The organism is Pseudomonas sp. NFPP07, from assembly GCF_900115645.1.
GTDB classification, from domain to species: domain Bacteria; phylum Pseudomonadota; class Gammaproteobacteria; order Pseudomonadales; family Pseudomonadaceae; genus Aquipseudomonas; species Aquipseudomonas chlororaphis.
Genome location: NZ_FOXG01000005.1, coordinates 448,921 through 474,832, shown reverse-complemented (window position 1 = coordinate 474,832; position 25,912 = coordinate 448,921). Strand labels below are relative to the sequence as shown.

The following is a 25,912-nucleotide window of genomic DNA, read 5'->3' as shown; positions in this document are numbered from 1 at the left end:
CAGGAACAAGGATTACAACATGGCGACACTGATCGTGAGTTATCCCGCTGCCAAAGGGGCGCGGTTCGACCGGGATTACTATCTGGCAACCCACCTGCCGCTGGCACGCGCTGCCTGGAGCGAATTCGGGCTGCAATCGGCAGAGGTGCTGTTCCCGGCAGCCGGGCCAACGCCGCTGGTGGCCATGGTGATACTGCGCTTTCGCGAGCAGGCCGATATCAATGCCGCGCTGTCCTCGCCCGGGACCGCCAGGGTGATTGGCGATGTCGCCAACTTCACCGATATCACCCCGACGATCTTCCGCGCGGATGACGAATAGTCGGCGGACTCAAGCCCTGGCCGCTGTGCTGCTTTCCCATGTGCTTTCTGCGAACAAATTCCCTATGCTGCTCCACAGCCAGAAGGCACCACTTTCAAACCGATGGTGCTCCAGATAATCGAGCCAGCGAAGTTGCCCATTTCCCATGCATGATTCTCACCTCGCCCCACCCAAGAGCAGCGGCCGTCAAACGGACGCAAGCAACGCCAAGCCTGTCGTACGGCGCGGGCGTCCCGTCGGCAACCGCGATGAGAAAAGAACCGAGTTGCTGACAGCGGCGATCGCCGTGATCGCCCAGGAAGGCTATGCCGGCGCTTCGATGCGCAAAGTGGCGCAGCACGCCGGATGCACCACGGGTGCGGTGACCTACTACTTCGCCAACAAGGAAGAGATGGTCACGGCTGTCGCCCAGAGCCTGTTCGACCAGATCGACACCTTGCTGGAAGGCAACCAGGAACAGGTCGACATCAAGTCACTCATCGAACAATGGCTGAGCTGGATGCGCGTCGATGAACCAAATGGCTGGCTCGCCTGGTTCCAATTGCTGGCCCATGCCAGGCACGAACCAGCGTTCGCGAGCATCATCAAGCAACGCTACGCACTGTTCCGCCAGGTACTCACGTCGATGCTGGAGACAGGGCAGGAACAAGGCAAGATCCGCAGCGACATCGAAGCGGATCTACTCGCCGATCAGATCAGCGCCATGAGCGACGGCTGGATGATGATGTTGCCGATCGAGCCCGAAAGGTTCACCCCGGCCAGAAGCCAGGCCCTGCTCGATGCGGTCATCACCCTGATCTCACCGGCGGCGCCATCGAACAGCAAAAGCCCCCGGAAGAAATAAGGCCGTAGCGTTGCCGGAATCGGTAACGGAGCTTCTTCAGAACCAGCACAAGGCCGCCACGCTTGCGGCCTTTTGCATGTTTTGCGCCACGAAATAGCGCTGCCATCCAGGTCGTCGCGGCCCTCTCCTCCTCCCTGCTCCATCACGCCTCTTCAGGCAAGGCTTCAATAGCCCGACGCCCCTTGCCCTGTCCCTCTTCGCAGCGATTTTCCCCTTTGCGCGGATCAGATTATGCGTTATTTTGCATAACACCTGTTTTTAAAAATAAAACTCAGATCTGGCAGGGACAAAAATGCATTCGACCGACAATGAATCATCCCTTCAATCACCGCAACGGCGCTTGCTGCTGCAAGCGCTTGGCAGCGCGGCAGTGGTTGGAGGGCTCGCGCTGAGCACGCGTGCCGCGGCGCAGGCGCTACAAGACAATCGCGACGGCATATTGGACGTAGCGATCATCGGTGGCGGCCTGGCGGGCCTGACTTCGGCACGGGACCTGCTCAGCGCCGGCTGCGAGTCTTTCGCCGTGCTTGAGGCCCGCGATCGCGTGGGCGGACGTACCTACAACCATGACCTCGGCAATGGCGTGGTCTCTGAAGCGGGCGGCCAGTGGATCGGGCCAGGACAAACAGCCATCGCCGACCTGGCACGCCAGCTTGAGGTCGGCACCTTCCCCACCTATTACCAAGGCAAAACCGTCTATCTGCTGGATGACACCAAGGTGGAAGAGGACGTCGCCGACGGCCCGAACTCCAACCCCGAGCTGGTCGGCAAGCTGAACGAGCTGGCCAAGGGCGTCCCCAGTAAAGCGCCCTGGAAGGCAGCGAATGCCGCCGCCCTCGACCAGCTTTCGGTTGGCGAGTGGCTGGCCAGGCAAGGCATCGGCAGCCAGGACCAGATCGGGTTCAACATGTCCGTGAGCCTGACCTTCGGCACCCCCCCAGCCGGCATGGGGCTGTTGCACTACCTGTCGATCATCAACGCTTCCGATTGCAGCCTCGAGAAACTCGAGGGGATAAAGGGTGGCGCCCAGGAGACACGTTTTGTCGGTGGCTCCCAGATACTCAGCCTCAAGATGGCGCAAGCCCTGGAGGACAAGCTCAAGCTGTCCTGTCCGGTGCGCAAGATCGTTGGCTGGGACCGCGACGTCGTCGAACTGCATACGGACCAGGGCATCATCCGCGCCCGGCAGGTCATTGCGGCAGTCAACCCGGCCCTATGCAACCAGATCACCTTCGACCCACCCCTCCCCACCGGGCGTGCGCAACTGCAGCGACTCTGGCCGGCCCACGCGCCCATGCGCAAGACCGTGCATGTCTATGAACGCCCCTTCTGGAGAGACAAGGGTCTGAACGGCCAGATCATCCAGGTCGAAGGGCCGCTGATCCTGGCCTATGACAATTCGCCCCCGGATGGCAGCCTGGGCGTGCTCAGCGGGTTCGTCAGGACCGGGCAACTGCCCCATGATCCGCAAACCGCGCAGAACACCTTGTCGGCCATCTATGCCCAGGCTCTGGGGGACGAAGCCTTGCATCCCGTCCAGTTCCACGACCAGGACTGGGGCAAGGTCGACCCCTGGACCCTCACCTGCATCTCGCCAATGCCGCCCGGTTTCTGGACGCGATGGGGCGAGCACCTGAACCCCGCGACCGGGCGCTTGATCTGGTCTGGCACTGAAACCGCGGATCTTTGGGCCGGCTCGATGGACGGCGCGGTCCGTGCGGGCCACCGGGCGGCGCTGGAAGCACTCCAGGCCCTGGTCCAAGACCGGAGGAGCGCCTGATGAAACGAGTAATAGTGATAGGGACGCTGGTGGCGGCCACGGCATTGGTTGGGGCTGGTGCGTTCTACGGCCCGGAGCTGGTGGCCGGCTACCGCTTCATGAATACCCTCGACGAGCACAACGCCAAGTACCTGGCCAATGGCGGCGCCTGGCCGCAGCTTCAGGACACCTGCGCCCTGTGCCATGGCGCGAGGGGCCAGCCGGCAAATAGCCAATATGCCTCCCTGGCCGGACAATCCGCGGCCTACCTCGAGGCGCAGTTGCATGCCTTCGCGCAAGGGCGCCGGCACAGTGCGCAAATGAGCCCGCTTGCGGCGAATCTGACGCAGGAGCAGATCAAGTTCCTGGCGGATTATTTCTCCCGGCAGACCGCCGGCCAGACCGAGGCCCCGGCAAGCGACCAGGCCCTCGAGCAACGCGGAAAGGCCAAGGTTGCCACCACTGGCTGCGTCGCCTGCCATGGTGAAAACCTCTCGGGCGGCCCGTTGGCGCCACGGATCGCCGGCCAGGGGCAGCTTTACCTGGTGGATCAGCTCACCGCCTTCAAACAGGGCCAGCGCAAGGACCCCACCCAGGCCATGAACGCCCTGGCCAGTGCGTTATCGGAAGACGACATCAAGGCAGTGGCCCACTACCTGGGCAACCTGGCACCCACATCAGGCACCAATCAGTAATCCGCTGTGGGTGAGCGTGGGCAAGGATGCTCACCTCTCCTTGCCTTCTTCCTTGCCTTCCCTTCTCGACGTCCGCCCTGCCCTGACGTTCCTGCGGGCACAAAACATCATGGATATCCGACGCTGCCCTGCTCAGGCTCAGGTTGCTGCATGCGGATAAACGCGGCCATCTACCCACCGACGTGCTTGCGCCCCACGTGCCGCGGTGGGTCTGTCACACCGCGGCAGGTGGGGCGCGAGCAGGCCCGCTCTTGAAAAAACGACCCGTCAGCGTGGCTGCAGGAGCGGCATCGATTCCTTGGTGCGCTCCAGGGCGCTATAGGCGTAGTACATCAGGACCAACAGACAGGCCCAGCTAAGCAGCGCCAGCACATAGAAGTTGAACAGCACGTTGGTCTCGTCCCCCGGGATCTTGTAGAAATCGTAGATGCAGGCAATCGTCTGCGCCGCCAGCATGCAGAGGAACAGGCCCAGCGCCAGGATGTGTTCCCCGGCACTCACCAAACGCAGGACCAGGTAAACGAGGTAGAGGGAGAAGACAGTCCACATGACGACGTAGAAGTACGCCAGGAACCCGCCCAGGACATTGGCAGAGAGGACAAGAGCAAGGGTCACCAGCATGCCGCCCGCGAACAGGATGACATCCTTGAAGACCGACGGTTTATAACCATGGGTGACCGCCATGAAGCCAATGATGGTGATGATTGGAATTCCGACGCCCCTGGAAAACGCATCACAGAAATACGAAAACAAATAAGCCGTTTCCGATCCCAATGAAAAGTACAGCAAAGCATTGGTCGCCGAGAACGCAACGACCAACCATTCCAGGCCAAGCAGATAGTTACGCTTGCGCAGGAACTTGATTCCATAAACCAGTCCAGCCGAAAGCAATATGAAGCAAGCGATGCAGAGAACAATATTCCTGGGTTCCATGACACATACTCTCAATATTTTTATTGATGTTTGATTCGTTGTTTTATTGCGCAGACAAATTTGTGAGATAGCTGGCAATGGCCTTGCGCTCGTCGACTGACAGGGTCGCGGCAATGGCCCCCATTGCACCGGTCAGGTCCTTTCGCTGGCCGTCGGCAAAGGCATCGAGCTGCACCCGGAGGTAGTCGAACCCTTGCCCGGCCAGGCGCGGAAACTGTTCGCGGCCCATCAGGCGCTCGCCGTGGCAGGCCACGCAGCCGCCTGCGGCGACCAGTTTTTGCCCCTTGTCCCGCAGGCCCGGGTCGGGCTGAAAGGACGGGGCGCGGTTCAACGGCTGTTTGGCGTAGTAGCTGGCCAATCGGTCGATCTCCTCCCGGCTCAGGGTCATCGCCAGCGGCGCCATGTTCGGGTTGATCCGCTGCCCACTGGCGAAGTTGTGCAACTGCGCCGCCAGGTACGGGGCCGGCTGCCCCGCCAGGCTGGGGTAGCGCTGATGTTGCGAGCTGCCTTTGACTCCATGACAACCGGTACAGACATCGGTCAGTTGTGGCCACGGGCCTCCGTCGGCCTCGTAGGCCTCGCTCGAGGCGCTGATGTAGCTTTGCAAACGATAGAGGTCGAGCAAATCCCGACCATACAGGCCCAGCAGGACGGCAACGACGGCAACCACCCCCAGCACAATCTTTCTTTTCATCTTCGCCTCCTACGCCCGACGCAAGGCATTGAGCACCTGCAAGGCACTCTGATGGCCCGAGCGCACGGCCCCGTCCATATAGCCCGCCCAGATATCGGCGGTCTCCGTACCCGACCAGAAGAGGTTGCCGCAGGGAGGCCGCAGAGCCTCGCCATGGGTGCTCCAGAAACCTGGCGCAATGGCGGAAACGCAGGTGAGGGTCCAGGGGTCGGCCTGTCCCCAGTCATGCTCGCGATACGACACGGGCTTCAGCGCCTCGTCGCCCAGTGCTCTGGCGTAAATCTGGGCCAGCACGCGCTGCGCTTCCTTCAGGTCGGAGGACAGCATGGCGTTGGTGACGAAGGCATTGATCACACCGATATCGCCCCCCGGCGGGGAATTGTCGTAGGCCCAGATCACGGGGCCACCCGCCTGGATGACATGCCCGTTCAAGCCTTTTTCCCGCCAGAACGGACGGGAATAAACCATGGACGTCTTGCGCGCCGGGGAGTGGGCAGGCCAGGCGCGTTGCAGCGCCGCACGCCCTTCGGGCAGCGGCGGATCGAACTGCAACTGATTGCACAGCGCGGGGTGGATGGCCATGATCACCCGGCGAGCACGGATCTCCCCCTGGTCCGTGTGCAGCCGGACGACTTCGCGATCCCAGTCGGAAATCTGCCGGACCGGGCACGACAAGCGCAGCTTGTCACCCAACGGCTGCGCCATCTTGATGCAGAGAATCTGCGAACCACCGACAAACCGGGTGCCCTGGGCGCTGTCCTTGATCGAGTCGAGCTGCATGTACTCGCAGCTGGCCGAGTTGATCATCGACAGGAAATGCAGGAACCCCATCTTCGCCGGCGCCACGCCGCAGGTCAGGAGGAAGCTGGCATTCCACCCTGCCCGGTCCTCGGGCTTGATGCCTTGCCGGGACAGCCAGTCGCCCGCCGAGAGCTGGTCCAGCTCGGCCGCCTTCGCAGACTTCCAGGGCGCGCCGCAAGGCACGTCGCGCGACAGTTCGCTGAGCTTCGCCGCGAGCGTTTCATCGGTGCCGAAGGTGCCCTTCAGGTCGATCTCGACCCGCCCGTCGCCGCCAAGAATGACCGTGCTGCCCTCGTAGTAGCTGGGGAAGGTGCCCACCTCCAGTTCACGGGCGAGGTCCGCCACGGCAGTCTGCCCAGGCCCGATCCACTGGCCGCCGGCTTCGGAGACGTAGCCCGAGCCCAGATCGTGATTGAGGGTTCGGCCCCCTACCCGGTCCCTGGCCTCGAGGACTGCGAAGGACTGGCAGCCTGCCTGTTGCAGGTCACGGGCGGCGGTCAGGCCGGCCAGCCCGGCACCGATGATGACGACGTCCAGAACATCTCCCCGTTTGGCGGCGGAGTCTGTTTTACCAGGCCCTTCGGCGGCATTGGCCAGCCCTGCTTTCAGGCCGAGGCTTCCTACCGCTGCCGAGGCGCCGGCAAACTTGAGCAATTGCCTTCGTCTCAAATCGGGCGGCGTGTCAGGAGTGGGCTTGTTGTTCATACAGAGTGCCTCACGTGTTTTTATTAAAGTAATCACTCATTGATGAGTGTCATTGCGGCAATAGAAGAGTGACAGCGGCTTGTTCCCCCACAGCAACTTTCAGTGCGCCAGAATGCAACTGGCGAAGTCATCAAGTTTAAAAACAAGGGTGCGCAGCCAAGTGCATCAAGTTGTTGTTATATATCCAGCCACCTGTCGAATCTTGAACATCGACCAGTCTGTTAGTTACTGATTGGAAACACTGCGCACTTTGCGATTGACGTGCTCGTCCATCCTGTTCACCAGGCCCAGCGCCAGGTTGACGGCGCACCACTGCAACGGCTCGGGCAGCGTCGAGGGAGTCTTGTGGCGCAGTGCCGCCAGCAACGGATGCTCGATGCCGCCAATCCGCTCGGCCAGCAAATGGCCCATGAGTGATTGGGTGCCGACGCCATGCCCGGAACACCCGGCGGTGTAGAGAACGTTGCCCTGCTCTCCCGTTTCACCGACTACCGGCAGCGCGTCGTAGGCAAGGCTGATGTAGCCACTCCAGCACGACTGGATCGCCAGGCCGCGCAGGGTCGGGAAGCGGTCGTTCAACGCCACCGCCAGGTCCTGATAGGCAGCGTTGTCCGGTACGTTCGGTGTCTTGGAGCCATACGCGTAACCGAGTCGCTTGGTGGTCAGTACCAGGGTATTGCGCGTCGTCAGGCGGTGGCTTTCCATGGTCCAGTGCACGGTCACCAGGCCTTCGCGATTCGGCCACCCCAGAGACGCCAGCTGCGCCGCGGACAGCGGTTCGGTCTCGATCGCCGAGACCCGCAGCGGCGTGACCTTGTCGCGCAGCAGGCCAAGCTGTGGCGTATAGGCATTGGTGGCGAACACCAGGTGCGGCGCACTCGCGCTGCCCCGTGCGGTTTTGCACTGGATGACCGGGCCCTCGACGTAGGACAGCAACGCTGTGTTCTCGTAGATCTTCACGCCAGCCTGGAGTGCCGCGCGCCGCAGCCCCATCACGTACTTGCCGGGATCCAACGTACCCCCGCCCGGCATGTAGCAACCAAAAAGAAAGGCCGGCGGGATCCCTCGCGCACGCATCTCGGCCTGATCCAGAAACTGCCCCGGTGAACCGAGTTCCAGGCCGATGCACAGGCTCTCGCGAAGTTTCTTTTCCTGGGAGGGATGCACCGCGGCCCTGATGATTCCTGATGCGTTGTAGTCGCAGTCGATGCCGAGTTCGGCGAGCCGTCTCTCCACGTAGGCGACCCCCGCATCGTAGAAGCCGACGATTTTTTTCGCCCCTGCGTGCCCCACGCGCTTGAGGAACATGTCGTACTCGAGCCCCTGGCCTCCCGCGAGATAACCCGCGTTGCGCCCACTGGCACCGAAGCCGGCGAACGCCTGCTCGAGAACGATCACCCTGGCGCCAAGGGCGGTCAGTTCCAGCGCGGTGGACAGGCCGGCGAAGCCGGCGCCGACCACGATGACGTCGGCGCTGACATTACCTTCCACTTCCGGTTGCAGATCGTCCGGTCGCTCCACCCACCCGCCGAGACTGCGAAACCGCCCCGGGCCAGAGGTGGTCTTGATTTCATTGCCCCGACGGGTCGTGGACATGGACTGTTCTCCTAGCGGCTCAAGATGTGAATGGCGACGGCAGCTTCCTCGACACCCAGAAGTCCGCCACCGTTTTCCTGGATCGCATGGCGCGCGCCCTCGACCTGACGCGCACCGGCCTCGCCGCGCAATTGGGTGGTCAGTTCATACAACTGGCCGATGCCCGTGGCGCCCAGCGGATGGCCCTTGGATTCCAGCCCACCAGAGGGATTGATCGGGATCCGCCCGCCCACGGTGAAGTCACCGCGCTCGGCACATAACCCGCCCTGGCCCAGGGGCGCCAGTCCAAGGTTTTCCGACTGGATGATCTCGCCCATCGCCGAGGCGTCATGCACCTCGGCGACGTGCATGTCCTGCGGCCCCAGGCCGGCGATCTCATAGGCCTGGCGGGCGGCAAGGAGGCTGACATGCTTCTCGGGCTCGCTCAGGTCGCGCAGGGTAAAGCTGCGGATCACGCTGGCGGCGATCCGCACGCAGCGCGCGGGATCGGCACCGATGCGCTTTAGGCCCGCTTCGGTGCAGAGAATGGCGGCCGCCGCACCGTCGGACAGCGGCGCGCACATCGGCAAGGTGATCGGATAGGTGATCGGCGGCGCCGCCAGCACTTCCTCGATGGTGAACGACTTGCGAAACTGCGAGTAAGGGTTGTGTATCGAGTGCTGGTGGTTCTTGGCGCACACCGCCGCGATCTGCCGCTGGGTGGTGCCGTAGGTCTTCATGTGCCAGCGGCACATGGCCGCATAAATGGCCATGAATCGGCTGTACGGACGATCGGACTCCGACCCGGCCGGGGGCACGATGCCCTCCCCCATTTTCACCAGGGTCTGGTAGTTCTCCTCGGCGGTGGAAACGTCCCAGCCCGTCTCGAACAGCGCCAGGGCCTTGAGCTTGTCGGGTACGTTCATCTTTTCGACGCCCAGCGCCAACGCCACATCGGTGGCGCCGGCGCGCAGGCTCTGCACCGCCAGGTGCACCGCGGTACTGCCAGAGGCGCAGGCGTTCTCGAGGTTGTAGACCGGCACCCCTTCGATGCCGATCTTGCTGCATATCACCTGCCCCGGGATGGACAGCTGGCCCTGCAACTGGCCGTTGGTGATGCCGGCGAAGAAGACGGCGCCGATGTCGGAACGCTGAGCGTTGGCGTCCGCCAGCGCGCCCTGCAGAGCCTCCAGGGCCAGGTTCTGCAAACTGCGCTCCGGGTGCCGCCCGAACTGGGTCATGGCGATGCCGGCAATATAAATGGGTTCCATCAGATAACTCCTCGACTTCAGATCTGACGATCGACGCGTTGCCAATAGTGGGCACGCAGATCCTTCTTCAATACCTTGCCGACCGGACTGCGTGGCAGCGCATCGATGAAGTCCACGCTCTTGGGAGCCTTGACCGAACCCAGCCTGGCCTTGCACAGGCTGATCAGTTCTTCGGCGCTGACGCTTTGGCCGGAACTCAACTCGACCACCGCCTTGACGCTCTCGCCCCAGGTTTCGTCCGGCACGCCGATCACCGCGCAGTCCTGCACCGCCGGGTGGGCCCAGAGCACCTGCTCGACCTCGCTCGGGTAGACGTTGAAGCCACCCGAGATGATCATGTCCTTCTTGCGGTCGGTGATATGCAGGTAGCCATCGGCGTCGAGATGACCGATATCGCCGGTGTGCAGCCAGCCATCGATGATGGTTTCGGCGGTCTTTTCCGCAGCCTTGTAGTAGCCCTTCATCACCAGGTCGCCGCGCACGCAGATCTCGCCGGTTTCGCCCTGGGCCAGGATCTTGCCCGCGTCGTCGATGATCTCGACCCGGACCAGCGGATTGGGACGCCCCACTGAGGAAAGCCGCTCGTCCGACGCCAATTGGCCGCCCTGCAGGTGCTCGTTCGGCGGCAGGTTCGAGATCGCCGCCGGTGCCTCGGTCTGGCCATAGCCACCCGCCATCACCGGACCGAAGGTCTCGATCGCTTGCTTGAGCTTCTCCACCGACATCGGCGCCGCGCCGTAGAGGAAGTATTTCAGCGAGCTGAAATCGACCTTCTGCGCCAGATTGGGCACGTCCAGCAGGCGATAGATGACCGTGGGGGGCAGGAAGGTCTCGGTGACCTTGTACCTGGGAATCATCGCCAGCATCAGCGCCGGGTCCGGCTTGGTGATCACCACCACGGTACCGCCCCGCGCGGAACACGGCAGAGACAGGGTGCCGGCGGTATGGGTCATCGGCGCCGCCGCCAGGTTGACGGGACGATGCTCGTCTTCATAAGGGAAGTTGATCATGAAGTGGGCACAGAACGTCTGCACGCTCCGATGGGTGTTCATCACCCCCTTCGGCATCCCCGTGGTTCCCCCTGTGGGCGAGATCGCCACCACGTCGTCCATGTCATAGTCGACCCGGGGCACGCTGCTCGGCTGGGCATCGCTCCAGGCCGCAAGAGAAGTCGCGCCGGGCAGGTCGCCGTCGAGGCAGATCCACAACCTGATCTTCGGCAGGCTCGCGCGCAGCGAGTCGATGACCGCGGCGAATTCCTTCTGGAAGAACAGCACCTCGCAATCGAACGCGTCGAGCACGTAGCGGTTCTCTTCGGCGCTGTTGCGCGCGCCGACGGGAATCCAGCACAGGTTGGCGCGCCAGAGTCCCAGGGTGCAGGTCCAGCCCAGCACATCGTTGGCTGACCAGATCGCGCCCTTGGTGCCCTTGGGCAACCCCTCGGCCAACAGGGCGTTGGCGATACGGCATGAGCGCTCGCGAACCTCGGTGAAAGTGAAGACCTGGTCGTCCTGGATATAGGCCGCGCCGTGCGGGTTGATCCGCCAGCCACGGTCGAAAAAATCAATAATCGCCATGTCTGTCACTTCAGAGTTGGGTAATGGTTGCGCGAGCCAGACCGCGCTGCTCGAGGAAGCCCAGCAGGTAACGATGCCCGAAGGCCTTCGAGGCCGAGGCAAAACCGACCTTGGCGGTGTCGTTGTCCAGCAGCTTGACCACTGCCGCGGCATGCAGGGCGCCGGTGGCGATGTAAGGGGTGATGCCGTGCACGGTGGCCCGCACCGCCGTCAGCTGACCGCGACCGATGGCGAAGTCCACGGTGCGTTGCAGGGTGCTGCGCTCACGCGGCGGCATGCTCGGCGTGGTCGAATCCACCAGGCTCTGGATCACCGCGTCCTGGTGCTCCTTGGGTAGGTGCTTGTACTCGGCTTCCCACTTCTCCCCCAGCCCGTGGACCATCTTCATCACCGGGTTGTCGTAGAAGCCGACGCAGGACATGCAGCTGCGTACCCGTCCATCCTGCTCGAAGAACACCGGCAGCGAAGTGCCGCCCCAGGGCAGGCAGAACACCGACTCCAGCAGATCGGGGCAGACCACGTTGAAACTGGCATTCGGCGCATAGGAAACCAGCTCTTTCTCCCACAGGTAGGAGCCCGGGCGGCGAACGCCTTCGAAAATGGTCGCGGTCGAACCCACGGTGACGCCGGCGGCGCCGGTACGGGGCCCACGGGTCAGGGTCGCGGTTTCCAGGGAGTCGACGCCCGGTGTTTCCAGGGCCAGCTCGGCGGCGATCTCGGCGTAGGTGTACATGTAGGCCAGCGACGGCGACAGCAGCAGGCCTGCCTGGCGGTACAGCTCGCCGAACTGATCGCGCAAGGCCCGGATGTGTTCCTGCTCACCGGCCGGGTCCAGGTAGTGACAACCGGCCTTCAGCGCCGCCTCGACGGCGGTCAGGCCGAAATTGACGAACGGACCGACGGTGTTGCACACCACCCGCGCGCCCTTGAAGACTGCCGTCAAGGCTTCGACTTCGTGGGCGCACTCGAGGATTTCATAGGTCGCCGACTCCAGGCCGACAACGCGCTGCGCCATCATTTCCTGGGCACGTTTGGCGCTGCGTGCCACCGCGGTGAAAGGGATTTTCTGGTCGATCAACCAGTCCATCATCAGCATGCCGGTGTAACCACTGGCGCCATAGACAACGACAGGATATTTAGCCATTGGAGTGTTCCTCATTGTTGTTATTGGATGAGTGTTGCCGGGTGATCCTTCAGGATCAGTTGTTCGCCCAGCCTTCGGCGTAGAGCTGTTGGGCCAGCAGCCCCAGGCGCATGGTCAGGACACGGTTCTCGCCGTCCTCGATCAGCGCGGACTGGGTGTCGCGCAGCAATTTCTCGATCGGGTATTCACGGGTGGTGCCGTTACCGCCGAACAGGCGGAAGGCTTCCTCGACCACGGCCATCGCTTCTTCGGTCACCGTGACTTTGGCGGAGGCAGTGGCGTAAGGGTGGGTCTGCGGTGACAGGCGCGCGAAGCTCAGCGAACGCCGGGCGACTGCGCGGGCGATTTCGACCCGGCGCAGCATTTCGCCGAGGCGCAGGCGGGTCATCTGGTGGTCGATCAACATCCGCCCGCCCTGCCGGCGCTCGTGGCAGTACTGCAGCGCATATTCGAAGGCCGCCCGGGCGACGCCGGTGAACACCTGGCTCATGTGCGTACCAGCATAGGACCAGGAGGAGCTGACGGCACCGTAGTAAGCATCGCGCTCGGCGATAGCGAAGCGCCGGGGCACCCGTACGCTGTCGAAATAGATCTCGCCCTGGGGTAGAGAGCGCTGACCGATCTTGTCCAGCGGCTTACCCTTGGACACGCCTTTGAGATCCAGCGGGATGATGACGGCAATGCCATGAGGAAGGCCGTCGCTATCGAAGAAACCGTCGCCGTAGTCGGCGCACATCAGGCCAAAGGCAACCTGCGCCACCGCGCCGTTGGAGACCCAGGCCGAGCTCTGGCCATTGATGATGATCTCGTCGCCAACCACCTTGGCGGTCAGGTTGCCGATATTGGCCGGCGTTCCTGCAGGCCAGTCGCGCTTGATATCCAGGAGCTGGTTGTCGCTGCCACGATCGGGCTGGGTGGCCATCCAGCAGCCGATGCGTCCCTGGCACAGCTCTACCAGTTCAGCGTTGCCCGCGGCCACGGCCATCTGCAGCGGAAAGCCGGCGCAGCCAAGGGAAATACCCAGGCCGGCATCGCCCCAGCCGAGCTCTTCGCCGATCAGCGATTCGATCCGCACCGCCATCTCCGGCGGCAACTCCGCCAGCAGTGCCGGGTCGAGCCCCAGCTTGGCGAATTCGCCGAACAGCGAATAGTAAGGCGAGCCTGGGGCGACGACTTCCTCGGGACTCATGCGATCGAGCTCGCGACCCAGCGGTCGCAAGACTTCCTTGGCAAAACGGTGCACGGAAGCCTGGATCGCAGCTTCTTCCTCGCTCAGCGGGGTTTCGAAACCGGACAGCCCGGCAGCGGGCAAGGTCAGGGTGGGCTTGAGCGAGATCATCAGAGCACCTCCAGCGAGAACGTGTTGCGAGCCGCCGTGCGACGCGCGCCGGGACGATCGAAGCCAAGGCCTGGAACAGCCTTGGACGATCCGCCGGGAAGTGCTCCCGAGCGCGATCCGGTGATGCGAGCTTTCATCTGCAACCTCCTGCGTCTTGTTATTTGAGATCGACTCTAACAAGGTGATTTATTTAACGCAACATGTGTTATGCAAATTAATCGCAGGTGCATGAATGGGCAATCTACAAGCGCGAAATGTCCGCGAAAGCAGACCGGAAAAAGAGCCTGGGCCCTCGCCGATACAGGCAGGAAAGCCTACCCGGCAAGGTTTAAAAAGAAGGGGCCTCGCCTGGAGTGGAGTGCTGCACGGGCCCCTTAAAGGATGACGATCGGGACCTGGCTCGACGCCTGAAGCGCCGCGCCGGTCCACCTGGAACAGGTACCGCGGACTCACTCACTCGGGTGTATCGCCCCCTCCTCCTGGCCTTGCATGGACACTACACCCCGTCGCGAGAACAGGATGGGCAAGCCGTTACCGTTCAACAGCGCAGCCGTCAGCGAAACACCCTCGGCACTCTGCTGTTCCTGGAAGTTCAGCCCCCCGTCGCTGCTGCTCACCATCAGCCCATCAAGGCCGACCACGACGATCTGCTGCCCCGCTACCGCGATGCCCGTTACCGAGCTCTTGCTCTTCAAGGGCACGCGCTGCCAGGTCAGTCCATCCGCGGAGCCATGCAGCAACGTGCCCCGCTGGCCGCCGACCAGCAGCGAACCGTCGGTCAGCACCGCCCCCGTCCACAGGGTGCCGGCATAACCGCTGTCCAGGTAACGCCAGTGCTTGCCTTGGTCATCGGAACGCAGCACCTGGCCGCGTTCGGCGGTTGCGTACAGGTTTTGCCCCTGGTGGTCGGCGAAAAGCCCCATCAGGTTCAGGTCGGCGCGGCTCGCTCCAGGCGGTGCCTGCAGCTTCTGCTCGCTCCAGTTGAGGCCACCGTCGTCGGTGGTCAGTATCTGCGACCACAGGCCCACGGCGACGCCCTGCCTGGGATTGAAGAAATGCACGGCAAACAACGGTCGATCCTCGGCGCTGGACAGCCGCTGCAGCTGCCAGCTGTCACCGCCATCGGTGCTGGCCAGGATCGTGCCCCAGTGGCCGACCGCCCAGCCCTGCCTGGCATCGACGAACGAGACACCGGTCAGGGGCGTGGACAGCGGCACGGCCGCGGCCTGATGAAAGCTGTGGCCCTTGTCGTCGGACAGCAACACTGTGCCATGGTCGCCCACGGCGACCAGGCGTCCCTGAGCCCAGCTGGCACCCAGCATGGTGGCCGCCGTGGCGTTGGCTGTCCGGGTCGCCGGTACTGGCTGTACCGGTGCGGCTTGCAATGTGGCCAGCGGTAGCGCGCTGGCGAACAGGGCCGCCATGAGGCAAATCAGGTTTCGCATAGTGCTCTCCTCAGTGCGCCAGGGCGCCGATCATGCGCACGGGTCGCCGGCGCGGAAATACCCGCTCGAGCCAGACGGCGAACGCTGGCAGCACGGTCATGGCCATGACCATATTGACCAGGAACATGAAGGCCAGCAGCTTGCCCATGTCGGCCTGGAACTTGAGGTCGGAAAACGCCCAGGTCGCCACCCCCACGGCCAGGGTGATCGCGGTGAAGATGGTCGCCACCCCGACCTCCAGCAACGCATGCTCGACCGCCTTGGTGATCGGTTGGCCGAGGGCCTGGTGCAGTTGCAGGCGGTTGTAGATGTAGAAGGCGTAATCCACGCCAATACCGACGGCCAATACCATCACCGGCAAGGTCGCAATGGTCAGGCCGATCTGCAGTTCCTTCATGAACCAGTAGCCGATGAAGGTGCCCAGGGTCAGGGGCAGGCAGCACACCAGGACCGCGCGCCAGTCGCGGTAGACGACAAACACCAGCAGAGCGATGGCGCCATAGACGTACAGCATCATCGGCAGTTCGCTGCGTTCCACTTCCTCGTTGATCGCGGCAATCACCCCGGCGTTGCCGGACGCCAGGCGCACGCTCACGCCGGGTTGCTTGAACTCGGTACGGAACGCCTTGGCGGCGGCGATCACCCTGTGGATGGTCGTGGCCTTGTGGTCCGCCAGGAACAGGTGCACGGCGGTCATGCTGCAATCGGGGCGCATCATTCCGGGGACACGGGCCACCTCAGCCGCCATCGATGAGTAGTTCGCCGGGTCGATGGGCACCGCGTTCATTTTCGGGTTGCCCTCGTTATAGCCCTCGTTGAACTGGCGCATGCTGTTGGAGAACGAGGTCACTGACAGCACCCCGGGCACGCCCTGCATGGCCCAGACAAAACGATCCTGATATTGGCCCAGGGCAACGTCTTCGCAGGCGTCCGCCGGGCTTGCGCCGGACGTGTCGGGAACGACTTCGAAGACCACGCTGAGCCAGTCCAGGCCGATGTCGTAGTTGCTGGCGATAGCCACCGCGTCGCGGTTGAAGCGGGCTTCCTCGCGTAACTCCGGGGCCCCGGCCTGCAGGGAGCCGACGACCCGGTCATGGCTCTGCCAGGCCGCCGTGAGAAAGATCAGCAAGGCCATGCCCAATACCCAGCGCACGTTGTGCCATTCGGCCAGTCGGGCAAAGCCTCGCAACCAGCGGGCACGACGCTGGCGGGAAAGCTCCTCGGCGGCGGCATAACCACCGTCGACCCGCAACATCGAGGCCACCACCGGCAGCATCACCAGATTGGTGATGATCTTGTAGGCCACCCCGAGCGACGCGGTGATGGCCAGCTCGCGCACCATCGGGATCGGGATGAGCAACAGGGTCACGAAGGACACGAACGCCGTCACCAGGGCCAGTGTGCCGGGGATCAGCAAACCGCTGAAGCTGGCACGCGCCGCGTCCTCGATGGACTTGCCGCAGGCGATTTCGCGGACGATGAAGTTGATCTGCTGCACGCCATGGGACACACCGATGGCGAACACCAGGAACGGCACCAGCACCGCCAGCGGGTCGAGACCGTAACCGAGCAGGCGCAGGCTGCCGAATTGCCAGACCAGCGACACCAGCGAACAGCCCAGGGCCAACAGGGTGAAACGCAGCGAGTGGCAGTACCAGTAGACCGCGAGCGCTGTCAGCAGCAGGGCCAGCAGACAGAACTCCAGTACTGCCGAAGCCCCGTCGGCGATATCACCGATCTGCTTGGCGAAGCCGATGATCTGGATGTCGAAGTCGCCGTCCTCGAATTTCTCGCGGATCTGCTGTTCCAGCACCCGGTTGTAGGCCACATAGTCCAGGCGCTCGCCGTTGGCATCGAACTCGTTGAGGTCGACGGTGATCATCGCGCTGCTCTGGTCACGGGCGACCAGGGTACCGATGAAGCCGCCCTGGGCTGCTGAGTCGGCGATCATCGCAATGCTCGCCTCATCGAGGTTTTCCGGGGTTACCGTGCCCGGCACCAGCGGATCGGCACGGAAACCTTCCTCGGTGATCTCGTTGACGAAGGCATTGGGTGTCCACAACGAACGCACGCTGCTGCGCGAGACATTGGGCAGGAAGATCAGCGCCTGGGTGACGTCGTACAGGCGCTTGAGTCCCGCCTTGCTCCAGATCGTGCCCTGGCGTGCCTTGACCACCACCGTCAGGCGATTGGCCCCCAGCAGGTCGTTGCGATAGGCCTCGAAGGTTTCGATGTATTCGTGACCGATCGGCAGCTGTTTTTCGAAGCCGGCCTCCATGCGCAACTGCACGGCAAACCAGGCCATGGCCAGAGTGAAGACACCCAGGCTCACCAGCGTCAGCAGACGATGGGCAAACAACCACTGCTCGATGCGCGGCAGCACGCCACGCACCTTTTTCTCCGACATCTTTACGGAACTGTTCACTGCACGCCTCACAGGGTTCGAGAAACCACAAGACCGACGTAGTCGCGGTCACGCAACAGCTGGTCGTAGGGCGTCTTGCCCCCAAAAAACTTCGCGTAGTTGAAGGAAACCTGCCAGCTCGCCGGGTTGCGCACGAAGTTGAGGTACAGGTTCATGCTGCTGGCGTCCTCGGTGAAGGTCGCCGACAGGTTGGGCGTGCGACCCTTGAGCGACTGCGAATAGAACACCCCCGGCGTGACCTGCCAGCCCGGGATCAGGGTGTTGTCGTAGGTCAGGCTGAAGTCCAGGCTCAGCCCCGAAGAGGTCTTGTTGCCCTTGGCCGTCGGCGCTGTCGCCGGGTCCAGCTGCCAGGTATTCAAGCCGGCGGAAATCGGTTCGCCGTTGTAGTTGTCATGCAGGCCCGGGTATTTCACCACCACCAGCTCGGTCAACAGCGTGCCGGTGCTGGCCCCGGTGAAATCGAGCAAGGTCGGGGAGTTGGACGGGGTCAGGCTGTAGATGCCGGTCAGGTGCCACTGGAACTTCTTCTCATCCTTCCAGCATTTGCCACCGTTGCTGCTGCAGGCATCGATCACCGGGTTGAGCGGCACCGCATCCTTGGGACGGTAGGACAGCTCGGTGCCCACCGCCCAATCGCCGATCGGCATGTTGGCGCTGATGCCATAGAGCATGCGGTTTTCCGGATACCGCCACTCTTGCGCCAGGGCGAAGGTGTCCGGGTCCAGTACCTGCATGCTCAGGGACGGCAGCTTGTCGTGATAGCGCATCACGTAAAGGCCGAGGTTCAGATCGCTGTCCTGGGGCTGCCAACGCAGCGAAACGCCCCATTGGCCGCTGTCGCGGGCATCCTTTTCGTCGTAGCCGTAAGCGCCCCTGCCCTCGCCAAGCGCATGGGTGGTGGACCAGTAGCTGCCCACTGGCGGCATCTCGCTCTTGTTCCAGCCGAACTGCCAGTACGCCTCGATGTTGACGCCAGACCCCAGGCCCGAGGCGAGGCTCAGCATCGGCGCTGGCAACAAGGCTTCCTTGAGCTGGGTGCCCGGCCGCGACAGGGCCATGACATCGTAGGAGTTGGTGTTGTTGATGCCACCGGCGGCAAACAGGCTCTCGCCCCAGTTGATCACCTGGTTGCCTAGCCTGGCCCGGACGCGCTGCTCGCCGACATCGAAACTCTTGCTTACCCACAGATCCAGCAGGCGCGCCTTGAACTTGAGATCATCGCGGGCGCTGCTGGTGAGGCCGTCGCTGCCCACGCTTTGCGGGCTGGTGGCCGCCAACGCACCGCTGGTGTCGGTGGCGGCGAAGTCGCGGATCCAGCTGCCCCGCGCCATGAAGGTGTAGTCCTCGGGAAACTTCAGTACCAGCTCGTGGGTGCCCTTGAGATAGTTGGTGAACAGGTCGCCCTTGTCGTAGTTCATGTTGCCCTGGTCGCCGATGCCGGCGCTGGGCGACAGACAGCCGCTGGGCGGATGGTGTCCGCTGGCGCCACTGGTGATCAGGTTGCAGCCTGGGGACTCGGTACGCAGGCCCATACCCATGGCGATGGTGGAGTCGAACGAGCCCCGGATGTTTTCAGTTTCGAAGGTGAACCCCATGGCCAGAGGGGTTGCACACGCAATGACAAGACCTGAGGCTTTGGTAATTATTCTTTTCATGTCAGTTCTCGATAGGCCGCGGTTAGCGTTCGCTGGTGGCGCGCAGATTGTCGGAGGTATAGAAATCACGCTTGAGTCGCGGGTTACCGGCGCTTTCGGTGAGCCAGCGGTGATCGTTCTTGCCCACGCCGATGGAGGTCATGTCGTACAGGTAGCGACCGTCGATCAGGTTGTATTGCGCTTGGGCCTCCATGTCGCAGGTGCCGGTCTCGTAGACGGGAATGGTGTAGCCTTCACGGACTTTCCAGATTTGCCCCTGCTTGTCGTAATCGACAGCCATCAGGGCGTTCCAGCTGTCCTCATCGATATAGAAGAGCCGCTTCGGTGCCTGGTGGCGCATGCCCGGGCGCACTGTGGCCTCGACCACCCAGACCCGATGCAGTTCATAGCGGCGGGATTCGGGGGCGATGTAATCACGCTTGGCCACATCCTCGATTTTCGCCGAGTTGTCGTAGGGACCGAAGGCGTTGTAAGGCACTAGCAACTCCTGCTTGCCGACCAGCTTCCAGTCGAAGCGATCCATCGGCCCGAAGAACACGTTCGACTCATCGATGGTGTACTGGTTGTCCAGGCCGATTTGCGGCGCGTCATAGGAATAGGCCGGCATGCGACGCACACGACGCTGACCGGGGAAGTAATAGAAGGTGCTGGCCTGCTCGCCGGCCTTGGTCGTCACCACGCCGGCCTGCCCGGCAAGGGCGGCGGGATCGTAGTAGGAGAAGTAGGTGGCAACTTCCAGGCGATCGACCGAAGAGAACAGCGCACTGCCCTTTTCTCCCCACGGCGTATACATGAACCAGTCGGTCGAGGTACGCAGCCAGTCTTCACTGCCTTTGCGCGGCGAGAGGCCGGAAACGGTCTTGGACATTTCAAAGCCAACGCCCCGGTAACGCATTTTCATGTTCCACATCACCTCGGCGCCGTTGCTCGGGAACGGGAACGGAATGCCGGGTACGTAGGCGTCCTGCAGTGCCAGGCCATCGGCGTCGAGCTTGGCGAAACCGACGTTCTTGCGGGTGTTGTCCGCGACGAAATCCGGTACGCCGCAGCTGCGGCGGGTCGGGTACACATCCATGCGATAACCCGGGATCTTCTTGAACAGTTCCACCTGGCCCGGAGAAAGCTTGCTCGCGTATTTCGCGACATTGCTCGAGTCGATGCTGAAGAGCGGCTTGTCGTCCTTGAACTTCCAGTGTTGACCCCGTACCTGGCCATGACTCCAGCCAACCGCCTGCGGGCCCGGCGCCGTCCAGGCCGGAATCGTCCCATCGGCGCTGGCCGCGACCTCCCCACCCAAGGGCGTCAGCTTGCTACCCAGCAACGCCGGATCCTTGTCTGCTGCCTGAACGCTGCACATGACAGCCGATATGGCCAATGCCAGGATCAGTTGCCTGGTTCCACCACCGATGGAAATCCCGGCGCCCGGGTACTTAATCACGTCTTTCATTGGAAGATCCTCATGGGCCTCGAGCGGCAGCGTGCGCTCCGGGAAAGCCGCAACACGTTGCCTGGGCTAATCTTGTCAACTGACTTGATCAAATGACCAAGTCCATTGATCAAGAGGCAAAGCTGATGCCAAGATTCCATGGCTTTTGATTTCTCTTTTTGTATCAAGTGCTTAAGTTCAAGCTGTGGATCCCGCAGACGAAATGCTGTCCCGCCCTGCCGCGGTTTGTTTCGTCGGATCGCACCAGAATGGGAATTCACGAAACAACTGTTACCTAAAATAAAGCAGCCCGATATTCGTTACACCTTGATGCACCACAAGCCATGACGCGATCCGCGAGCTTGCTGTAGCATCCGCCAGCGCTGACACCGCCAGTAACGGGCAAGGCGCGAGCGCCAATGAAATGGAGATTGCCGATCTATGGCCAGAATGGGTGCTGAATTACGCAGGCAGGATTTCGTCGAGGCGACGGTCAAGGTCATTGCCGAACACGGGGTCGCCAATGCAACCACGCGGCGCATCGCCGCTGCCGCCGGCTGCCCGCTGGCGTCGCTGCACTACGTGTTCCATACCAAGGACGACCTCTTCTATGCGGTCTATGAGTCGTTGTTCGATCTGCCCCATCAAGCCCTGGAACAGGTACCCACCGGTACCACAGCCGCGGAAAAGGCTGCCGAGGTGCTTCGCCAATTGATCGCTTGGCTTACCCGCCACCCCGACGTGGCCAGGGCGCAAACCGAGCTGTTTTTCTGGGCCATGCGCAACAATCCCGAGCTGGCGAACAAGATCTACTCGGTTGCCATAGACGCGACGGAGCAGGCCCTGGAGCGCGCCATGGGCGCGCAGCTCGACAAGCCCTTTCTCCAGGCCGCAAGTCGCCTGCTCATTCACCTGGTCGATGGCCTGATCATTGCCTGGTCCGCCCATGACGACCTGGCGCGCCTGGAGAGCGAAACCGAGACAGCCTGCAAGGCGCTGGCACTGTTGGTGGCCAGTCACTGATCCGGTCCGAGCCTCAACCGGCGCAGTCACATGCTGCTGACCAGATGGCCTCCATCCACGGCCAGTACGCTCCCGGTCATGAACGCACCGGCATCGCTGGCGAGCAGCAGGAATGGCCCCTCCAACTCGTGAAGCTCGCCCAGGCGACGCATCGGGACCAGGTCACGGATGTAGCTCTTGGCCTTGTCACTCTCGAAAAACGCGGCATTCATCTCGGTCTTGAAGTAGCCCGGGGCAATGGCGTTGACCCGGATCCGGTAGCGCGCGAGCTCCAGCGCCAATGACTTGGTCAGTTGCACCACGCCGGCCTTGGCGGCGCAGTAATGGCTGTAGCCGGTGCTGACGCGTAGCCCGAGTATCGACGCGATGTTGACGATGCTGCCACCACGCCCAGCCTTGGCCAGCCGTTGCGCGGCGACCTGGGCCACCCGCCAGACACCGTCCAGGTTGGTCGCCAGCATGGCGCGCCACTCCTCTTCGCTGATCTCCAGCGGGCGTTGGCCGTGACCGATGCCGGCATTGTTGAGCACCACATCGACCACTCCGAAACGCGCCTCGGCAGCGTCGAAAGCCGCCTCGACGCTGGTCCGGTCGGTGACGTCGAGAGCGACTGAGAGCACCTGGGCGCACTCCCACTCGACATCCCTGGCCACTTGCTCGAGCCGATCGAGGCGCCGCGCCGCCAGTACCACGCGAGCACCGGCGCGAGCGGCAATCCGCGCCAGGTGCGCACCGATGCCGCTCGACGCGCCGGTGATCAGCACGGTCCGGTCGGCGAGGGAGAAATTGTGGGCAAAATCGTGACTCATCAGTACACCTCGATAAAGAATGGCGGCACATCTTGCGCTGACAATGCACAGGGTCTTGAGCAGACAGGTTGGACCCTCTTTCTTCGGGATCGGGCCAGGATGAGGTTGATGCGTGGTCGCCCCCAGGCCTCACCCTCCCCCGGAGAAAGGGGGAATCTTCAGATGCGTTCGATGCGGGTCTTGCCAGCGGCAACCAGGCGCTCCAGCAGCGCCGCCGGGCGGAACCACATTTCGCCATACTCACCGAGAGCCTGGCGATAGTGGCGGATGCCGCAAAGCACCTGGTCCAGTCCCAGTTGCTCGGCGTAATGCAGCGGGCCGCCAAGATGGGCGGGAAAGCCGTAGCCGTTGATCCACACCAGATCGATATCACTGGCCCGCAGAGCGATACCCTCGTCCAGCAACTGGATGCCTTCGTTGATCAGCATGAACAGGCAGCGATCATGTATTTCCAGGTCTTCGATGGAGCGCCGAGGAACGTCAAGCTTGCCGGCAAGCTGTTCTGCCAGCGCGGTTACCTCGTAGTCTTCCTGGCGGTTCTGGCCCTCGTAGAGGTAGAAGCCGCGCCCGGTCTTCTGCCCGTATCGCCCCAGGGTGTACAGCTCCTCCGTGAGGCAGCAGTAGCTCTGATCGTGGGCCGTGGCGGTGCGATTGGCGTCGTGGATCAGGAAGTTCACGTCGATGCCGGCCAGGTCCAGCATGCTGAACACCCCCATGTTCAGATCCAGGCCGGTGAGCACGCCATCGACCTGCGCCGGCGTTGCGCCTTCCAGTACTAGGCGATGGGCTTCGCGTGCATAGGGCTCGAGCATGCGCTCGCCGATAGAACCTTGGCCGACGCCGGAGATGACCGGCAGCTTGCCGATCCGCTTAGCGATCTGCATGGCGCTGGCCAGCACCTCTGGCGCGGTCGCCTTGCCGCGCACGACTTCCACCAGGCGCATGACATTGGCGGGGCTGAAGAAATGCAGGCCGATCACATCCTGCGGACGGCGGATGCTCGCCGCGATGGCATCGATATCCAGCGACGAGGTGCTGGTCGCGAGAATGGCGCCCGGCTTGCAAATCTGTTCCAGGCGGAGGAACACCTGCTGCTTGACGTCCAGTTTCTCGCACAGCGCCTCGATGACCAGGTCGGCATCGGCCAGATCCGCGTAGTCAAGGGTGCCGAACAGCAGGTCCATGCGTTGCTGCAGTTGTGCGGCACTCATTTTTCCGTGCTTGACGCTGGCCTGGTAGAGCTTGCGGATCTGCATCAGGCCGCGGTCCAGCGCACCACCCTCGGGTTCAAGCAAGGCCACGGGGATACCGACGTCGGCAAAGCTCATGGCAATCCCGGCACCCAGGGGGCCAGCGCCGATGACCGCGACCTTGTCCAGCTTGCGCAAGGCAATGTCCGGGCCGATGCCTGGAATGCGCCCGGCTTCGCGCTCGGCGAAGAACACATGGCGTAGCGCCTTCGACTGGCGGGACGCTTCGGCCTGCTTGAACAGCGTCAGCTCTCGGGCGAGCCCCTCTTCCAGTGGCAACAGGCAGGCGGCCTCCAGCGCCGAGAGCACCAGGCGTGGGGCCAGGCGGCTTTTCCAGCGCGGCTCATGCTCGGCGCGGTAGCGTGCGAGGAAATCGTCCGGCAGGTCCTCGGCCGGCTTCGGCCACGCCTGTGCCGGGCGCGCCGGTGCACCGCACTCGATCAACTCGTTGGCATAAGCGCAAGCCTCATCCAGCAACTGCTCGGCGCTGCTGGCGATGCGGTCAAGGATACCCAGCATGCGGGCGCGTTCAGCGTCTATCTGTTCACCCGAGAGAATCAGGTTCAGCGCCGACTCGGCGCCGATCAGCCTGGGCAGGCGCTGGGTCCCGCCGGCCCCGGGCAGCAGGCCCAGGTTGATTTCCGACAGGCCCACCCGGGTGCCCGGCTCCCCCATCCGGTATCCGCAGGCCAGGGCCAGCTCCAGGGCGCCGCCCAGCGCCAGCTTGCCCATGGCGGCAACCAGGGGCTTGGGGATTTCGGTCAGGCGGACCAGGGTGCTGGGCAAATCCGGTTCGGCAAAACAGGCCTCGGTGCCGAATTCGCCGATATCGGCGCCGGCGCTGAACAGGCCGTGCTCGCCATGAAGAATAATGGCCTGCACCCTGACATCAGCCGCCGCACGCTCGCAAGCGTCGACGATGGCGGCGCGCAGCGGCTGGCTGAGTGCGTTGACTGGCGGACGGGACAGGCCGATCAGGGCCAGACCGCCTTCGAGGCGGTAATGGATCAGGTCGCACATTGGGGATCCTTGATTGGCGTTACCAGGGCTGCAAACGGGTGCTGGGTATTTCCACAGAGACGATGGCCGAGCGAAGCGTTCGTGCGCTCATTGGCCCCGGGGCGTCAGAAATTCCTGAAGACTTCGCCGACACTGGCAATGGGATAATTCTGCGCAGGGCTGGTGATGCCGCTGGAAACCACAGAGCCAAAGGAGCCCAGCGAATAAAAGGAGTGGATGCCGTAGACGGCGAGTGAAATCAGCATCACGGTCAGGCAGGAAAAAAGAAAAGGACGCATCGAAAACCTCCGTCATTCGGCCGGGGCCAAATGCAGTGTCTTTTGTTATTGAGGGTTTCGATTCTGGGCGCTGGCACAGGTAAAAGCTTTGCAGATCACGCCACAGAATATGCAGATCATGACGCTCAAAAAAACCTGGCCAGGGTGATTGTCCAGCGCGGCGAAACCCGCCCTGGAGGTCAGTGCGCGACTACGGGCACGGGAACGAGAAGAGAAATTTCCTCATGGATTGCCTGAGGAAATAATGTCTCAGATGAAGTATTTTCATCGCTTTTCGTTGAAGCAATGCGCTTTTCCTGCACAATACCTGCCATTGAAATTTGATCCGAGACCAACTGATGTCCCTGACTCCTCAAGACGAACGACTCATCAAGGCGCTGGCCCTGGCCATTGTCGACCACCCTCGGGCGACGCTCAAGGAACTGGCTGAATCCGCCGGGGTGAGCAAGGCCACCCTGCACCGCTTTTGCGGCACTCGTGACAATCTGGTGCAGATCCTGGAAAACCACGGCGATACGGTGCTCAACCGGATCATCGCTGCCACCAATCTGCAGCAGGATGAGCCTCAGGAAGCACTGCGTGGCCTGATAAACGAACACCTGTCCCAGGCACACCGCGAAATGCTGGTATTCCTGCTGTTCCAGTACCGCCCCGACACCTTCGGCATAAATGGTGAAGCGACAGGCTTGCAACCCTACATCGATGCCCTGGATGCGTTCTTCCTGCGTGGCCAGCAAGCGGGCGCCTTTCGCATCGACATCACCGCCGCGGTCTTCAGCGAACTGTTCCTGACCATGGTCTTCGGCATGATCGATGCCGAACGACGCGGCCGCGCGGCCAGCGCCAATTCAGCCAACGTACTGGAACAGATGTTCCTGCATGGCGCAGCCGCGACTGTGAGCCCCAAGTAACCTGCCCCAGGCTC

The 25,912-nt window shown here is 62.8% G+C and carries 22 protein-coding genes; 6 read left to right on the top strand and 16 right to left on the bottom strand.

Annotation, left to right across the window (positions count from 1 at the left end):
* Positions 1 to 19: 19 nt before the first annotated feature.
* From BM019_RS15640 to BM019_RS15625, 4 genes are all read left to right on the top strand, one after another.
* Positions 20 to 319: an EthD family reductase gene (locus tag BM019_RS15640; protein ID WP_092418830.1), complete on the top strand. Its 300-nt coding sequence runs from the start codon at positions 20 to 22 to the stop codon at positions 317 to 319.
* Between the two features lie 145 nt (positions 320 to 464).
* Positions 465 to 1,163 (top strand): TetR/AcrR family transcriptional regulator, encoded by a 699-nt coding sequence (locus BM019_RS15635; protein WP_092418829.1) that lies wholly within the window; start codon positions 465 to 467, stop codon positions 1,161 to 1,163.
* Between the two features lie 292 nt (positions 1,164 to 1,455).
* Entirely contained in the window at positions 1,456 to 2,943 is a 1,488-nt protein-coding gene (locus tag BM019_RS15630) for a flavin monoamine oxidase family protein (RefSeq protein WP_092418828.1), read from the top strand.
* Positions 2,943 to 3,617 (top strand): c-type cytochrome, encoded by a 675-nt coding sequence (locus tag BM019_RS15625; protein WP_092418827.1) that lies wholly within the window; start codon positions 2,943 to 2,945, stop codon positions 3,615 to 3,617. The genes BM019_RS15630 and BM019_RS15625 overlap by 1 nt, the downstream gene beginning before the upstream one ends.
* Positions 3,618 to 3,884: 267 nt before the next feature.
* On the opposite strand, the gene BM019_RS15620 is transcribed toward BM019_RS15625, so the two are convergent.
* From BM019_RS15620 to BM019_RS15565, 13 genes are all read right to left on the bottom strand, one after another.
* Positions 3,885 to 4,550 carry a hypothetical protein gene (locus BM019_RS15620; protein ID WP_092418826.1) on the bottom strand — a complete coding sequence of 222 codons (666 nt, stop codon included), beginning with the start codon at positions 4,548 to 4,550 and terminating at the stop codon, positions 3,885 to 3,887.
* 43 nt (positions 4,551 to 4,593) lie between these two features.
* Positions 4,594 to 5,244: a c-type cytochrome gene (locus BM019_RS15615; protein WP_092418825.1), complete on the bottom strand. Its 651-nt coding sequence runs from the start codon at positions 5,242 to 5,244 to the stop codon at positions 4,594 to 4,596.
* Positions 5,245 to 5,253: 9 nt separating this feature from the next.
* Positions 5,254 to 6,750, bottom strand: a complete 1,497-nt coding sequence (locus BM019_RS15610) for a flavin monoamine oxidase family protein (protein WP_092418824.1) — start codon at positions 6,748 to 6,750, stop codon at positions 5,254 to 5,256.
* 225 nt (positions 6,751 to 6,975) lie between these two features.
* The gene (locus BM019_RS15605) at positions 6,976 to 8,346 is read right to left on the bottom strand and encodes an NAD(P)/FAD-dependent oxidoreductase (RefSeq protein WP_092418823.1); all 1,371 of its coding nucleotides are present in this window, start codon (positions 8,344 to 8,346) and stop codon (positions 6,976 to 6,978) included.
* An 11-nt stretch (positions 8,347 to 8,357) separates the two neighbouring features.
* On the bottom strand, positions 8,358 to 9,596 hold the full coding sequence (locus tag BM019_RS15600) for a thiolase family protein (protein WP_092418822.1): 1,239 nt from the start codon (positions 9,594 to 9,596) through the stop codon (positions 8,358 to 8,360).
* Positions 9,597 to 9,613: 17 nt separating this feature from the next.
* Entirely contained in the window at positions 9,614 to 11,173 is a 1,560-nt protein-coding gene (locus BM019_RS15595) for an AMP-binding protein (protein WP_092418821.1), read from the bottom strand.
* 10 nt (positions 11,174 to 11,183) lie between these two features.
* Positions 11,184 to 12,317 carry a saccharopine dehydrogenase family protein gene (locus BM019_RS15590; RefSeq protein WP_092418820.1) on the bottom strand — a complete coding sequence of 378 codons (1,134 nt, stop codon included), beginning with the start codon at positions 12,315 to 12,317 and terminating at the stop codon, positions 11,184 to 11,186.
* Between the two features lie 55 nt (positions 12,318 to 12,372).
* Positions 12,373 to 13,656 (bottom strand): acyl-CoA dehydrogenase family protein, encoded by a 1,284-nt coding sequence (locus BM019_RS15585; RefSeq protein ID WP_092418819.1) that lies wholly within the window; start codon positions 13,654 to 13,656, stop codon positions 12,373 to 12,375.
* On the bottom strand, positions 13,656 to 13,793 hold the full coding sequence (locus tag BM019_RS30820; RefSeq protein WP_175510663.1) for a hypothetical protein: 138 nt from the start codon (positions 13,791 to 13,793) through the stop codon (positions 13,656 to 13,658). Before BM019_RS30820 ends, BM019_RS15585 begins: the two co-directional genes overlap by 1 nt.
* A gap of 312 nt (positions 13,794 to 14,105) precedes the next feature.
* A complete protein-coding gene (locus BM019_RS15580) occupies positions 14,106 to 15,101 on the bottom strand; it encodes a WD40/YVTN/BNR-like repeat-containing protein (protein ID WP_092418818.1) in 996 nt (331 codons plus the stop codon).
* A gap of 10 nt (positions 15,102 to 15,111) precedes the next feature.
* Positions 15,112 to 17,526 (bottom strand): efflux RND transporter permease subunit, encoded by a 2,415-nt coding sequence (locus BM019_RS15575; protein ID WP_092418817.1) that lies wholly within the window; start codon positions 17,524 to 17,526, stop codon positions 15,112 to 15,114.
* A gap of 8 nt (positions 17,527 to 17,534) precedes the next feature.
* Entirely contained in the window at positions 17,535 to 19,181 is a 1,647-nt protein-coding gene (locus BM019_RS15570; RefSeq protein WP_345788664.1) for a DUF1302 domain-containing protein, read from the bottom strand.
* A gap of 22 nt (positions 19,182 to 19,203) precedes the next feature.
* Positions 19,204 to 20,628, bottom strand: a complete 1,425-nt coding sequence (locus BM019_RS15565; RefSeq protein ID WP_092418815.1) for a DUF1329 domain-containing protein — start codon at positions 20,626 to 20,628, stop codon at positions 19,204 to 19,206.
* Between the two features lie 420 nt (positions 20,629 to 21,048).
* On the opposite strand from BM019_RS15565, the gene BM019_RS15560 reads away from it, so the two are divergent.
* A complete protein-coding gene (locus tag BM019_RS15560) occupies positions 21,049 to 21,630 on the top strand; it encodes a TetR/AcrR family transcriptional regulator (RefSeq protein ID WP_175510661.1) in 582 nt (193 codons plus the stop codon).
* A gap of 26 nt (positions 21,631 to 21,656) precedes the next feature.
* On the opposite strand, the gene BM019_RS15555 is transcribed toward BM019_RS15560, so the two are convergent.
* The 3 genes from BM019_RS15555 to BM019_RS30815 form a co-directional block, all read right to left on the bottom strand.
* A complete protein-coding gene (locus BM019_RS15555; protein WP_092418813.1) occupies positions 21,657 to 22,439 on the bottom strand; it encodes an SDR family NAD(P)-dependent oxidoreductase in 783 nt (260 codons plus the stop codon).
* 158 nt (positions 22,440 to 22,597) lie between these two features.
* Positions 22,598 to 24,709, bottom strand: a complete 2,112-nt coding sequence (locus BM019_RS15550) for a 3-hydroxyacyl-CoA dehydrogenase NAD-binding domain-containing protein (RefSeq protein WP_092418812.1) — start codon at positions 24,707 to 24,709, stop codon at positions 22,598 to 22,600.
* 104 nt (positions 24,710 to 24,813) lie between these two features.
* The gene (locus BM019_RS30815) at positions 24,814 to 24,987 is read right to left on the bottom strand and encodes a hypothetical protein (RefSeq protein ID WP_175510659.1); all 174 of its coding nucleotides are present in this window, start codon (positions 24,985 to 24,987) and stop codon (positions 24,814 to 24,816) included.
* Positions 24,988 to 25,325: 338 nt separating this feature from the next.
* On the opposite strand from BM019_RS30815, the gene BM019_RS15545 reads away from it, so the two are divergent.
* Entirely contained in the window at positions 25,326 to 25,898 is a 573-nt protein-coding gene (locus BM019_RS15545) for a TetR/AcrR family transcriptional regulator (protein ID WP_092418811.1), read from the top strand.
* Positions 25,899 to 25,912 lie beyond the last annotated feature (14 nt).